This window comes from Kordiimonas lipolytica, from assembly GCF_001550065.1.
Genome location: NZ_LRUB01000008.1, coordinates 1 through 13272, shown reverse-complemented (window position 1 = coordinate 13272; position 13272 = coordinate 1). Strand labels below are relative to the sequence as shown.

Annotated in this window: 13 protein-coding genes and 1 pseudogene; 12 read left to right on the top strand and 2 right to left on the bottom strand. The window is 57.8% G+C overall.

The genetic code is table 11. The features are described 5' to 3' along the window. Positions 1-1977, top strand: a 1977-nt coding sequence (locus tag KORM41_RS04535) for a DEAD/DEAH box helicase (protein ID WP_082719755.1), incomplete at its 5' end; no start/stop codon positions are given. A 39-nt stretch (positions 1978-2016) separates the two neighbouring features. Here the strand turns inward: KORM41_RS04535 and KORM41_RS04530 are convergent. Continuing rightward, positions 2017-2466 (bottom strand): MaoC family dehydratase, encoded by a 450-nt coding sequence (locus KORM41_RS04530; protein WP_068145214.1) that lies wholly within the window; start codon positions 2464-2466, stop codon positions 2017-2019. 203 nt (positions 2467-2669) lie between these two features. Here KORM41_RS04530 and KORM41_RS04525 point away from each other — a divergent pair, with 203 nt between their 5' ends. The 11 genes and pseudogenes from KORM41_RS04525 to KORM41_RS22470 form a co-directional block, all read left to right on the top strand. Further along, positions 2670-4226, top strand: coding sequence for a methyl-accepting chemotaxis protein (locus KORM41_RS04525; protein WP_068145212.1), 1557 nt, complete (start codon positions 2670-2672; stop codon positions 4224-4226). 99 nt (positions 4227-4325) lie between these two features. Continuing rightward, on the top strand, positions 4326-4682 hold the full coding sequence (locus KORM41_RS04520; RefSeq protein ID WP_068145208.1) for a CidA/LrgA family protein: 357 nt from the start codon (positions 4326-4328) through the stop codon (positions 4680-4682). Continuing rightward, positions 4679-5344: an LrgB family protein gene (locus tag KORM41_RS04515; RefSeq protein ID WP_068145204.1), complete on the top strand. Its 666-nt coding sequence runs from the start codon at positions 4679-4681 to the stop codon at positions 5342-5344. The genes KORM41_RS04520 and KORM41_RS04515 overlap by 4 nt, the downstream gene beginning before the upstream one ends. Before the next feature lie 93 nt (positions 5345-5437). Beyond that, positions 5438-6322 carry a DUF3108 domain-containing protein gene (locus KORM41_RS04510; RefSeq protein ID WP_068145201.1) on the top strand — a complete coding sequence of 295 codons (885 nt, stop codon included), beginning with the start codon at positions 5438-5440 and terminating at the stop codon, positions 6320-6322. Between the two features lie 113 nt (positions 6323-6435). Then, complete coding sequence (locus KORM41_RS04505) at positions 6436-7326, top strand: DUF3108 domain-containing protein (protein ID WP_068145200.1); 891 nt, start codon at positions 6436-6438, stop codon at positions 7324-7326. A 110-nt stretch (positions 7327-7436) separates the two neighbouring features. Further along, positions 7437-8750, top strand: coding sequence for a metal-dependent hydrolase family protein (locus KORM41_RS04500; protein WP_068145197.1), 1314 nt, complete (start codon positions 7437-7439; stop codon positions 8748-8750). A 27-nt stretch (positions 8751-8777) separates the two neighbouring features. Beyond that, positions 8778-9431: a hypothetical protein gene (locus tag KORM41_RS04495; protein WP_156431897.1), complete on the top strand. Its 654-nt coding sequence runs from the start codon at positions 8778-8780 to the stop codon at positions 9429-9431. 117 nt (positions 9432-9548) lie between these two features. Further along, a complete protein-coding gene (locus KORM41_RS04490; RefSeq protein ID WP_068145192.1) occupies positions 9549-10151 on the top strand; it encodes a hypothetical protein in 603 nt (200 codons plus the stop codon). Between the two features lie 103 nt (positions 10152-10254). Further along, positions 10255-10926, top strand: a complete 672-nt coding sequence (locus KORM41_RS04485) for a hypothetical protein (RefSeq protein WP_156431896.1) — start codon at positions 10255-10257, stop codon at positions 10924-10926. A gap of 145 nt (positions 10927-11071) precedes the next feature. Continuing rightward, positions 11072-11575, top strand: coding sequence for an energy transducer TonB family protein (locus KORM41_RS04480; protein ID WP_156431895.1), 504 nt, complete (start codon positions 11072-11074; stop codon positions 11573-11575). A 138-nt stretch (positions 11576-11713) separates the two neighbouring features. After that, positions 11714-11899 (top strand): annotated as a pseudogene (locus KORM41_RS22470) (putative signal transducing protein); the annotation flags it as partial. A 213-nt stretch (positions 11900-12112) separates the two neighbouring features. Here the strand turns inward: KORM41_RS22470 and KORM41_RS04475 are convergent. Beyond that, positions 12113-13054: an IS110 family RNA-guided transposase gene (locus KORM41_RS04475; RefSeq protein WP_082719706.1), complete on the bottom strand. Its 942-nt coding sequence runs from the start codon at positions 13052-13054 to the stop codon at positions 12113-12115. Positions 13055-13272 lie beyond the last annotated feature (218 nt).

Here is a 13272-nt window from a genome sequence, read left to right as displayed (position 1 = left end):
GCGTTAACAAAACGCGGCTATACTTCTCTCACACCCGTGCAGAAAGAAATGCTGGCCCCGGGCCTTGTTGGCGCTGACGCTCTCGTTTCTGCACAAACGGGGTCTGGCAAAACAGTTGCTTTCGGCCTTGCCCTTGCGCCCGATATTCTTGAGGGGGCTGAAAAGCTCACCCAGGCACACGCGCCACTGGCGCTCGTGATCGCGCCCACGCGTGAGCTTGCCCTTCAAGTGAAGCGCGAGCTTGAATGGCTCTATGAACTGGCTGGGGCAACCATTGCCACCTGTGTTGGCGGGATGGATATGCGCACGGAGCGCCGCAGTCTGGACCGGGGCGCGCACATTGTGGTTGGCACACCCGGCCGGTTGCGCGACCATATTGAACGGGGCTCGCTTGATATGACAGCGCTGCGTGCTGTTGTTCTTGATGAAGCTGACGAAATGCTTGATCTCGGTTTTCGGGATGATCTGGAATATATGCTGGATACAGCGCCGGATCACCGCCGGACGCTTTTGTTCTCTGCGACCGTGCCGAAATCGATTATGGGGCTTGCCAAACGCTATCAGCGCGATGCCATCCGCATTGAAACCAAAAGCGATACGAAGCAGCACCAGGACATCGAATATCGCGCCCTGATGCTGGCACCCAATGACAAAGAAAACGGCATCATCAATGTGATCCGTTATTTCGAAGCGCCGAACACCATCATCTTTTGCAGCACGCGTGCTGAAGTGAACCATATGACGAGCCGCCTCAATAACCGTGGCTTTTCGGTTGTGGCCTTGTCGGGTGAACTGAGTCAGAACGAACGCAGCCACGCCCTGCAGGCGATGCGGGATGGGCGCGCGCGCGTCTGTGTTGCCACCGATGTTGCTGCCCGCGGGATTGACCTGCCGGGGCTTGAGCTGGTGATCCATGCGGATATCCCGAAGAACAAGGAAATATTGCTGCACCGAAGCGGGCGGACGGGCCGGGCAGGGCGAAAAGGTGTCTGTGTCCTGATGGTTCCCTATCCGGCACGCAGACGCACAGAGCGACTGCTCAGCAACGCCCAGATTGATGCGGCGTGGGCCAAGCCGCCAACGATTGAGGAAATCGCCGTCCGCGACCGCGAGCGTTTCCTGAATGATCCGGTACTTACTGAAGCTGTGACCGATGAGGAACGCCCTCATGTCCAGGAGCTTCTTGACCATCATAGCGTGGAACAGATCGCCGCTGCCTTGGTTCGTTTGCAGCAGGCGGGTCAACCTGCGCCGGAAGAGCTGTCGGATGCCGGTCCTATAGGTGACTATGGCCGGGACAGGTCGAAAGGCAGAGACAGGGCAGAGCGCCCACAAAAGAACCGTCAGGACTTCAGTGATGGGGTTTGGGTGTCTTTGTCGGTTGGGCGCAAACATAACGCCGAACCGCGCTGGATCCTGCCAACCCTTTGCCGGCATGGCCACATCACCAAAAAGGAAATTGGCTCGATCCGCATTCATGAAAATGAAACGCATGTCGAGCTCGCCCCCGATGTTGCCGATAAGTTTTTTGAGGCCCTTGGCCCCAGCCGCAAACTGGAGAAGACTATCACTGTCGACAAGCTCCGCGGCCCTGTGCCTGAAGCCGAAAGCAGCCGCAGCAGAAAACCGGTTCGGGAAAAAAGAGCCTTCGACAAGCACGGCGCGGCAGGGGCGCCTGAAGGCAGGCGTGGTGACCGGAAGGAGCGGCGCATCATGCCCGAGGGGGACGGCAAGCCCCGTTCAAAGCCGACTTACAGCGAGGACAAGCCTCCTATCAAGGAGGCGAAAAACGCCACGGCTGCACCGGACGGTGTTAAAAAACCAAGTGCGGTGAAAAAAGCGGATAGCAAGCCGAAGGCCAAGAAGGCTAAAGGGGCCAAGAAAAAGCCAAAATGGACCGCGGCACAGCGACGAGCCCGGGACGAGGCTAAAAAGGCCAATGAAGCTGGTGCAAATGCGAAGCTAAAGCGCAAATAGAGCTGAGATGTTGGGTTAGGGCGCTGGTGAAGGCCGCCTCTAACCCCTTTTGGCGACCATCACATTGCTTTTGAGCGTCATCACTACCTCACCTTTCTGGTTCTTGATCAGATAAGTGGATTTCACCAGCCCCAAATTGGGGCGGGAGGCGCTTTCGCGCTTGGCCGTTACTTCGCCTTCCATTGAAAGCACATCGCCTGGGAACACCGGCTTCTTCCATTCGATGCCGTCGATGCCGGGGCTGCCGAGGCCGGCGAAGCCCTTATCCATCATATGGTCCACCATCATGCGCATCATCATCGCACAGGTGTGCCAGCCACTGGCGCACAGCGCCCCGAAGACAGACTGTTTGGCGAACTCTTCATCCAGATGGAAGGGCTGGGGGTCATATTTGGAGGCAAAGTCGATGACTTCCTCGCGGGTCACTTCATAGGCGCCGAACGCCTCTTTTTGACCAACGTCAATGTCTTCGTAAAAAATCTTGAACATATATAGCCTCCCTTAATGCATCTGAAATGGTGCCGCGGCGCGATGCGTCAAGGCCGATCAGGCAAGAATGGATGTCCAGATAGGGATCATCGGGTGCGTCAATCTGTCGCTGAAAATGCGACGCCGGTTTACGCTTCATTTACAGGCGCTTGACTATGGTGCCGTCAGGTTTGAACCAACCATATGTATTTGGGGGTATAGTGATGAACGACACTTTCGAAGGCCTTGACGGCATGCGTGCCAGGGTCGTGCAGATTCTTGTGCTTTTTTTGTGGGCGCACGTGCCTGCGGCAATCGTGCATGGCTGGTGGTCCGGCAGCGAAGACATGTGGCTGATCACCGGCGTTATCGCGGGCCTTGCCGCACTTTCGACGGCGGCCGTCAAGCTTGCGTCGCCGCCCAGGGTAGGGCGGATGGTGCTGGCGGTTTCCATGGTGCTGACATCCGGCGCGCTGGTCGCGCTTTATGAAGGCCACCCTTGGCAGAAAGATGTCACCATCTATTTCGCCACCGTGATCGCGCTCCTGTCGTCCACCTTCTGTTGGCGCACGCTGGCAACGGCATCGCTGACCACCTCGCTCTATTTCATCATCGGGACGCTTGTGGCCCCAGAAATGGTTATGGGGCCAGACAGCACGATCTTTGAAGCAGGGTTCGAGGTTGTGGCCTTCCTTGTGCTGTCAGCCGGGCTTTTCTGGGTCACCACCCAGGTGCAGAACCTGTTTGTGCAGGTGCATGACCAGCACGCGCTGGCGGTGGCGGAAACCGAAAAGGCCCGTGAGGCGGGAGACCGCGCAAACGCCGCAGCCGAGGAAGCCAAGGCCGCCGCAGCCGAGGCGCTGGCCGCCAAGGAAGAGGCAGACCGGCTCCGCGCCGACCAGGCTGAGCAAGAAGCAAGGCAGGCTGAAGAAAAACGTGTGATGCTGCAGGAGTTGGCGCAGGAATTTGAAGGCAGCGTGCAGGAGATCGTGCGCGAAGTGGCTGAAATGTCTGTTTCCATCAAGGGCACTGCGGCGCATATGCAGGCGCAGGCCCGGTCCGGCATGGACCGCGCGGCCCGTATTGCGAACGCCACTATGGATGCGTCCAACAATGTGGAATCGGTTTCCGGTGCCGCGACGGAGCTTTCGTCCTCCACCAGTGAAATCGCCCAGCAGGTGGACCAATCCACCCGACTGACCGGCGAAGCGGTGGAGAAATCCGAAGCTGTGTCCAGCCAGATCGCGCTGTTGTCTGAACGCGCCCAGGAAATCGGCGGCGTCGTGCAGCTGATTACCGAGATCGCAGAGCAGACCAACCTCCTCGCGCTCAATGCCACCATCGAGGCCGCGCGTGCGGGCGAGGTAGGCAAGGGCTTTGCCGTTGTGGCGACCGAAGTGAAGAACCTGGCCGGCCAGTCGGCGCAGGCGGCAGAGGGCATTCACGAGCGCATCGGCGCCGTGCAGGAAGCCACCGAAGGCGCCGTTGCCGCCATGCAGGCGATTGCGGATGTGATCAAGTCCATCAACCACGGCTCCAGCGCGATTGCCGCCGCCGTGGAAGAGCAGGACGCAGCCACCCACGATATCGCCAATTCTGTCCGTCAGGCGTCTGAAGGGACGCGCACGGCGGCAGAGGACGCCCAGTCGGTGGAAGGCAGCGCGCGGTCATCGGAAGAGGCGGCGGAAAGCGTGCTGGCGGCGATCGAGCAGCTTGAGGCGCTTGCGGGCACGCTGAGCGACCATACAGACAGCTTCCTCGCACGCGTTCGCGCGGGCTAAGGCCAGCAGGCTGAAGCCAATAACAGGATTGACCGGAGCGGGATAAGCCCTAGGGTTTATCCCGTTCTTCATTTCTGCGGAAAGTGTGCGGGAGGAATTGTGGTCCGGTCCCTTGTTGGTGTGGCGATATTGGTGGCGCTCCTATATGGTGCGACGTTGGTGGTGCGCGCGCTGTCGCTGCCGCTGCCTGCGCCCATTCTGGGGCTGTTGGCGCTTACGGCCTTCCTTGTGCTCAGGCGCGGGGTGCCGCCAATCATTGAAGCGGGCTCACGGGCGCTGATCCGCATCTTCCCGCTTTTGTTCGTTCCGCCCATCGTTGCGCTTCTTGCCCACAAGGACTTGGTGCTGTCTGCGCCGCTGATGCTGTTGCTTGCCGTCAGCGTGAGCACGCTCATCGGGCTAGTGGTATCGGCGTTCCTGTACCGCGCATTGGCGCGCCGGGAGGGGGCGCAGTGATTATCTGGCCGGCCTTGACCATCGCCTTGTTCCTGATTGCAGACCGGCTTTATGAGCGGCTGGGGCACCGGGCCTACGCCCATCCTATCCTCTTGCCGTCCGTGGTGCTGATCGGCTGGTTCAGCCTGTTGGGTGCTGACCTTCCGGCCTATCAGGCCGCCACGAACGGGTTTGGCCTGTTGCTGGCGGCGGCGGTTGTGGGCCTTGCCGTGCCGCTATACCGCAGCTGGGGCGCGGTGAAAGCCAACAAGCACGCGGTGCTTGCAGCTGTCGCGGGTGGGTCTGTGGCCGGGGTTTTGAGCGCGCTTGCGCCTGCGATTATCCTGCAGGCCCCACCAGAGCTTGTCGCCAGCCTGAGCACCAAATCCATCACGACACCGCTTGCGGTTACGGTGGTGGGCAGCATTGGCGGCGTGGCCTCAATCGCGGCGGCCGTGGTGGTGGTTACCGGGCTTTTTGCCGCCCTTGTGGGGCCGTGGCTTTTGCGTGCGCTTGGGGTGGACGATGATGTGGCCACCGGCCTTGCGCTTGGCACCGCCGGGCACGCCATCGGCACCGCCGAAGCGGTGCGGCGGTCAGACACCATGGGTGCGGCGGCGGCCTTCGCCATGACGGTGAACGGCCTTGCGACAGCCATCCTTCTGCCGCTCGTTTGGGGGTAAGGACAGATTTTCGTCAGGCCTTAACCAAATTTTTGGCCTTATTCTTGAATATAGAAGTCGGTAAGGGAGCACACTTGTTACGAGGATCGTACCATGCGCTTTTTGCTGTCCCTTACCGCCTTCAGCCTTCTCAGTGGCTTTGCCACCCCCACTCTTGCCGCGCCCGAGCGGATCGAGGCCACTTACGACTTGATCTGGAAGGGTTTTCACGTCTCCACGGCGGAAACTGTGACGGAACTTGATGGCAGCCGATATTTCCTGGGCATCAATATCAAGACCCACGGTCTCTTGAAAATGGCGACCGGCGGGCACGGTACGTTCGAGATTTCCGGGCAATTGTTGCCGGATGGCGGAGTACAGACCGAATCCTTGGATGCTGACGGCTATTGGGATGGCGACGCTTTTTCACAAAAACTGCGCTACGGTGCGGATGGCCATCTGGCCGCTTATGAGACCAAGCGCCCCGAAGACTGGCTGGAGAAAAACGCCCGCGAGGCTGTGCCGGTGGAGTTGAAGACCGGGCCGGACCCGGCGTCCCTTTTTGTATCGCTGATGCAGAATCCGATCAATTTCCGCGCTGAAGCGATGGACCAGCCGATCCTCCTCCGCAGCTTTGACGGCGAAGCAGTGGTTGACTGGCAGCTTGGCTGCGCGGCCAAGCCTGTGGCGCTGAAGCGGTCCAAGCATTCGCCGATTGCGGGCCAGGCGTATGAATGCGCGCTGGAGACCACGACCGTGGCCGGCAAGCTTCTGAAGGAAGAGAAGAAGAAAAAGCTGGTGAAACGCGGTCCGCGCGGTCGGCGCCAGACAGTGGACCTTGATGACGTCACGCCAAAGGTATGGCTGATGGCCATGGGGGACGGCGACCGCCTGATGCCTGTGCGCGCCCAGGTGCCTTCAGAGAAAGGCGTGGTGGGGCTTTACCTGAGCAAACTTACGATGGACAGTGCGGATGGGGCCGATATCGGCACGCGCTGAAGATCGCCGCATGGGGGCCGTGATATCGCCGCATTCCTGCTAAACTATCCACCTGTTGCAGTCTTATCAATTTTGCAGCACTCTTGCTGGTGGGAATTTGGGAAGTGAGTGGCATGATCAAACGAACAGGTGCATTTCTGGGTGTGGTGCTGGCCTTGTCTGGCAGCGGGGCAGCTTTGGCCGCCGAACGGATCGAAGCCACCTATGACTTCATCTGGAAGGGCCTTCTGGTTTCAACCGTGGAAGCCCGCGCAGACCTTGCGCCAGAGACTTATGACCTGGCGATTGATTTCCGTATGCGGGGGCTCGCCAAACTGTTCGCCAACGGCCGCAGCGAGCTTCGCTCAACCGGCATGCTGGTGGACGGCGATATCCTGCCGCGCGAATATGTGTCCGCCGGGCGCTGGGATGGCGAAGATTATACTCGTACGCTCAGGTTCGCCCCCGACGGCATGCTGAAGGAAATCGAGCAGGACTGGCCGGAAAAGTGGCTGGAGAAATACCCGCGCGAGGAAGTGCCTGCGGACCTCAGGCGCGGGCCTGATCCGGCGTCGCTTGCGATTGCGCTTCTGCGCGCCCGTATCACCGAGGCCCAGACGGCTGAACCTTTCGCCATTCAGGTGTTTGATGGCTCCAGCGTGTTTGAATGGCAGGTTAGTTGCGGACCAGAACCCGTGGAAATCGACGACAGCCGCCACACGGATTATGCCGGTGCGGCGCATGAATGCACCGTGGGCGGCGAACTGGTGGCGGGCAAGCGCATCCTGACGGAGAAAGAAAAGAAGAAGCTGGAAAAGGAACGCGAGAAGCGCCGCCGGAAAGCCGAAAAGAACGGCGAGGATGAGGACGTGCCACCGAAGTTCTGGGTGATGCCACAAGGCGAAGGCGGCTATCTTGTGCCCGTACGGGCCGAAATGCAGACAGACATGGGCCGCGTGCTCATGTATCTGAAGGAGCTGGAAATCACAGACCTTCAGGATGTGCCGGTTATGGCGTCGCGCTAATTTCTCCCGCTTTAATCTTATCTTAATCCAGTGAATTGACATTTGCGGTTGGTGTGCAAGACTGCCCGCCAATTAATGGCATCAATCAATAAAAACTGGGAGGGACAGCCATGCGCGTGTCGTCAAGGAAAGCCGGTATGCTGGCACTGGGGCTGGGAGCAGCCTTCATTTCAACTGCAGCCACATGGGCCGCAGATATCAAGGTAATTCATGCGGGCGAGCTTCTGGCTGTGCCGGGCAAGGCACCAACCAAGAACCAGACCGTGGTGATTGAGGACGGCCGCATCAAGGAAGTGCGCGACGGCTTCGTAGCGGCCGCTGATTTTGGCGAAGACGCCACACTTGTGGACCTCAAGGACAGCTTCGTTATGCCGGGCCTGATGGATATGCATGTGCATATCCAGGGCGAATTGGGCCCTGACCAGTTCCGGGAAGGCCTGCAGATGTCTGCAGAAGACACAGCCATGCGCAGCGTGATGTATGCCGAGCGCACGCTTCAGGCGGGCTTCACCACAGTCCGTGACCTGGGGTCGGACCCACAGTCTGTTTTCGCGCTTCGGAAAGCCACGGCGAACGGCTGGGTTGATGGCCCACGTATTGTTGCGGCAGGCAGCAGTGTTGCAGCAACCGGCGGCCACGGTGATGTGGACGGCCTGCGTCATGAACTGCTGGAGAAATTCACGTCCAAGACCATCTGTGACGGTGCTGACGACTGTCTGCGCGCTGTGCGCTACGCTGTGAAATTCGGCGCGGATGTTATCAAGATCACAGCCACGGGCGGTGTGCTTTCAGACACCAACACCGGTACCGGCCAGCAGATGACAGACGATGAACTCAAGATCATCATGGACACCGCCCACGGCCTTGGCCGCAAGGTGGCGGCCCACGCGCACGCAGCGGAAGGCATCAACGCGGCGCTTCGGGCAGGCGTGGACAGCATTGAGCATGGCTCTTACGCCGATGCTGAATCAATCCGCCTGTTCAAGAAAAGCGGCGCCTATCTGGTGCCAACGCTTCTGGCGGGCGACACGGTTGTGAATATGGCCAAAACCAGCAACTTCATGTCAACGGACATCAAGGCGAAAGCCATCCGGGTGGGCGGCGACATGATCGAAAATTTCCAGCGGTCCTATAAGGGCGGCGTGAAAATCGCCTTCGGTACCGACAGTGGTGTGTCCAAGCATGGCACCAACGCCCAGGAAGCGGTGCTGATGTTCGAAGCGGGCATGACCGCAATGGACATCCTGAAGTCTGCCACCGTCAATGCGGCGGACCTCATTGATATGTCAGACAGCCTCGGCACCATCGAGGCAGGCAAGATTGCAGACATCATTGCCACCGACGGCAGCCCGCTTGAGGACATCAAGGAACTTCTGGACGTTGACTTTGTGATGAAGGACGGCCGCACGGTAAAGCAGCAGTAATACCTGCTGACAAGCCGCGGCTTGACCATGTTCGGGACGATCCACGATAGCAGGGCCCTGATGGGCGGATTGGCGATGATGATCATCGGCGCCATTCTGTCCATCATGATGGCCTTCTATCTGTTGCCTGACATCTTTGGTGAAGGGGCGCTTGTATCCCGCTGGTGGTGGGAAATTGTCCTTAACCTCCAGATTTTGTGCTTGGCCTTCATGTGGTTCAGCCACCATAACCGCATTCTGTATGCCCAGGGCTGGTGGCGGCTTCGGGCCATCACGCATTTCGTGACCGGCGTGATCTCCGTTTCCTATCCTGTGGGTATCATGCTGATCGCCGCCTATAATGACTGGTTCCGCGAAGGCCCGACGCCGTCGCAGGTGTATCTCCTGGTGCTGGGGGGTATTGCGCTTTGGGCCGTGGGCAATTTCATTGTGCCGATTTTGGTTTGGTTGATGGTGCGCTCAAATCAGAAGCAAGGCAATGCCCCAGCCATGAAGTTCAGGCCGGTCGTCTGGGTTCAGGCCTTCTGGCCCACCCTTGCCGCTCTCATGGTGGCTGCTCTTGTCTGGTGGCGCCAGGAAAGCAGCCTCAGCACATTGGTGCCAGTCCTTCTTTATCTGCAGGGGGCGCTGCCATATTTCCGCAAGGCGCGTCACGCTTCGCCCCGCGACAGCGACATATAAATATCGGTGATAAAGAATTTTCTTAACTTTTAGCGCTATCTTTGGGTTGAAACGAAGTTCAGCCAGGTACTGAAAATGAGGTTTGTAGGCAACAGAGCGCTACTCGGGGCGGCGGCGATGGTTATCGTCGGTATTGTGCTGTCGATGCTTGCCAGCGACTATATCGAAGGTCTTGGCGAGGCAGGAGGGCTCACGACGTCACGCTGGTGGTGGGAAATTGTCCTCAATTCCCAGATCCTGTGCGCTGCGTTCATCTGGTTTACCCATATCGATAAAGTCAAAGCATCCAGCGGTTGGCGCTGTGCTGTCAGCCTGTTGCAGCTTCTGTTTGGGCTTCTGGCGATATTGCTGCCGGTCTGGATCGCGCTTGCCGGTATTTTGTTCGGTTGGTTCAAAACCGGCCCGACGCTTGAGACAATGAATGTCACGATTTTTGTGTGTCTTTCCCTTTGGGCGTTGGCGTGGCTCATGTTGTGGGGCGTTGAAAGCTTTGGCAGGCGACGGCTTGTTCTGCCCTGGTTCCTGATGCTGGGGCGCTGGCATGTTGCTCTTCTTGGCATCAGCCCGCTTATGCTGGCGATCCTAATCTCAGTGGTTGAGGCGATGCGCGGCGGCTATCAGCACTATATTTACGCCCCGTTCCTGTTTTACCTGCAGGGGGCGGTGCCCTATCTTGCTGCATCTTTCCGCACCCCCCGGGTTCCCGCAGAAGAAGTTTAGCGGCTTCCGCACAAAACTTAGGGAAATGGTAAGCCTTTTCCCCAATCATGTGGGCATCGGCGCGCAAAGGAGCGGTGCCGAAAAGGGGAAGCCAAGGGGAAAAATGAAGCTTTTCGGGCGTGAAGTGTATGATCAACGAGCCATGGCAGGAGCCGTGGCACTGATGCTCGTCGGCACCAACCTTTCCATCATGATGGCCTTCTATTTCTTTTCCGATGGTGATGCCTTCTCGCTGCTGCAGTCGCGCTGGTGGTGGGAACTGACATTCAGCATGCAGATCCTGTGCTTTGCGCTTATGTGGGTGTGCCACCATGAACGCATGATTGAGGCGGAAGGCTGGAAGCGGCTGCGGGCCATCAGCCGGTTCCTTGTCGGGCTGGCTGGTGTATCTACCCCCAGCTGGGTGCTGGTGATCTGCGCCGCCAACGACTGGTTCCTGAACCCGCCAAGCCTGATGGACCTCGCCTATTATGCCGGGATTGTTTTTGTGGTCTGGGTTGTGACAGCCTATGTCATCCCTATTCTGATTGCCTTCCTTGCCCGTAAGCCGACCTTTATCTATCTGGGCCTGAAGGGCAGGGCGCGGGGCGGTGCGCTTTTGTTGGCGTCGCCTTTCCTTCTTCTGCTGCTGGTTGCCGCCATTGAAATCCCGCGCGGCAGCCACTTGCATATTGTAGTCTGGCCTTTCCTGACATACCTGCACGGGGCCATGCCCTATCTGGTAAAGGCTTTTCGCGAAGCCCCTCGCACGGGTGGCCTATCCCTTATGGGCTAATTTTTTTTCTTTACTAAGCTATTGATAAATAGTCGCTAATCACATTCTCCTCTTTTTCTAACCTAAGTTATTGAAAAAAAGTTGAGGGGCAGGGGCTCTGGGTTGTCTCAAGGCTTGTACTCAATTCAATCCAAACGGGGGATGTATGAAAAGAACTATAACGACAGTATTGGCTGCAAGCCTGTTTTGTGGCGCAGCTTTCGGGGAAACAACAGTATCTCAGGGACCAAAGATTACAGAATTTGATGCCGAAATCGGCAAGTGGGCAGCGCGTGCTGGCAAGTCCGGCTGTGTGCACCTTCAGTATAAACTAAATGATGAGGGCGATGTGTATGGCGTGAAGGTTCTGGGCGCCAAGGGCCACAAGACCTATGCACGTGAAGCCAAATATGGCGCACGCGGCATGACGGTGGAAGCCGGCTCCGCGCCTGCAGGCACCTATGACCTTGTGGTTGATTTTGTCGTCACGCGTCGCAGTGCATCCAATGCCGAACAGGCGACCGATGCGTTTGAGCGCAACCCCAAGGTTTGCCCTTACACTGCCAAAACCGACCATGAACCAATCGTTATTTCGGCTCAGCGCCAATATAGAGCGGTTCGCAAACAGTGCGATGCCACCGGCGTTGGCTCGAATATGAAGACTTGCTAGGCAAGCCATAAGCTCCGGTTTGCCTAGAACCGGTCACGACGGCGAATTACCAGGGCCGCAGCGATTTCCCGAGCTGCGGCCTTTTCTTTTTGCCGCCGCCGCGCGCCTGTAATAAGCTTCTCCCGATGGGGAACGCGTATGAAAATTCTTTATGAGACAGCCGATTATTCCGAGGCGCTGGTGATCAAGGCGCTCTTGGAGCAGGCAGGCTTTCCAGCCTTTATCGACAACTTCAATACGTTGACAGCCATGCCGCACCTGATGGCAGGGCTTGGCCTTCGGGTCATGGTGCCTGATGAAGAATTCGCGGAAGCGCAGCAGTTGCTGGCGGATGTGCGGGCGGAAAATGCACCTGCAAAGGCCACAGAAGACAGTATTGATGCCTGCCCCAAATGCGGGTCAGAAGATGTTGCGCGCTATACCACAATCTGGCTGCTGCCCTTCTTGTGGGCCATGAGCTTGCTCTATCCTGTGCCGCCAGGGAATAGGCGCGCCTGCCGGCAGTGTGGGCACCGCTATAAAACAAAAGCAGCGGTGTTATGTGTCAAGCGCGGCTGCATAGTGATCCCTCATTTTTGCGTTTGCGCGAATGAGGATTTTTCTAGTGACTGCAATGAGAGCGACTTTACCGGGCTTCCCGTTTTCCCTGAGGCGTTGATAGAAAGCTTTCATTTCCGGATCGAAGCGAATGGCGGGGAGTGTCGCCACATATAAAGCATCGCGCACATGTTTCCGTCCTCCTGTAATTGTCCGCCTGCCGCGCATTAGACCACTATCCCGGTTGATTGGGGCTAGACCAACGAGCTTGGCGATTTGTCCTTTGTCGAGATGACCCAGTTCCGGCAGGCCTGCCAGCAGGAAGCAGGCGGTCCGCAATCCAATGCCCTTTATTGAAGTCAACACTTTGGCCCTGGCCTTGAGTGCTGCATCCTGTTCCAGGCATTCCTCCATCGCTTCCACAACGGCTTGACGCTGTTCCAGCAGGAAATTCAGAGCCTCTTCGATCCAGTCTCTTGCCTTGTTCAGCAGCTTTTCCCGGCGGTTCTTTTCCTGGACAATCATGTGGGACAGCTGTTTGTATCGGACTACGAGGTCTGAGAGTTCCTGCTGCTGTTCAGAAGGTTGTTCAAGAAGGCGTGTTTCCATGCGCCTGCCATAGTCGGCTAGCACAAAGGCATCCACCTTGTCGGTTTTGGCCAATTGCCCACTGGCCCGGGCAAACTGACGGATATATCGGGCATTAACTTTGGCAACCGGCAACCCGGCTGCAAGCAAGGCATCTGTGACCATGCGTTCATAGCCACCTGTAGGCTCCAGGATCAGCCGTTCAATGTCTTCCCTGTCAGCAACCCACGAAAGGAATTTGGCAATGCCGGATGTATTATTGGTAAATGTGTCTGCTTCGCCTTCTGGCAGCAGGCAAACGTCAAAGGATGATTTTGATATGTCGATCCCAATGGATCGCGTGGTATAAGTCATTGGCTTTGTCTTTCTTATACACGAGCGTAAAAGCTCACTCAGCGGTTCGACGAAGCCTCTGTGGTGCGGAAGGGTTATGCTTTTTTACGACCGTAAAAGGTCTTGCCCCGAGTGGGCTCAACCACATTCCGCACCTTGAACAGGGGGTGGCCACCCCCTGTTCAAAATCAAAGAGGCACGAAGATCATAACAAATCTTCGTGCCTCTCAATGTATAAG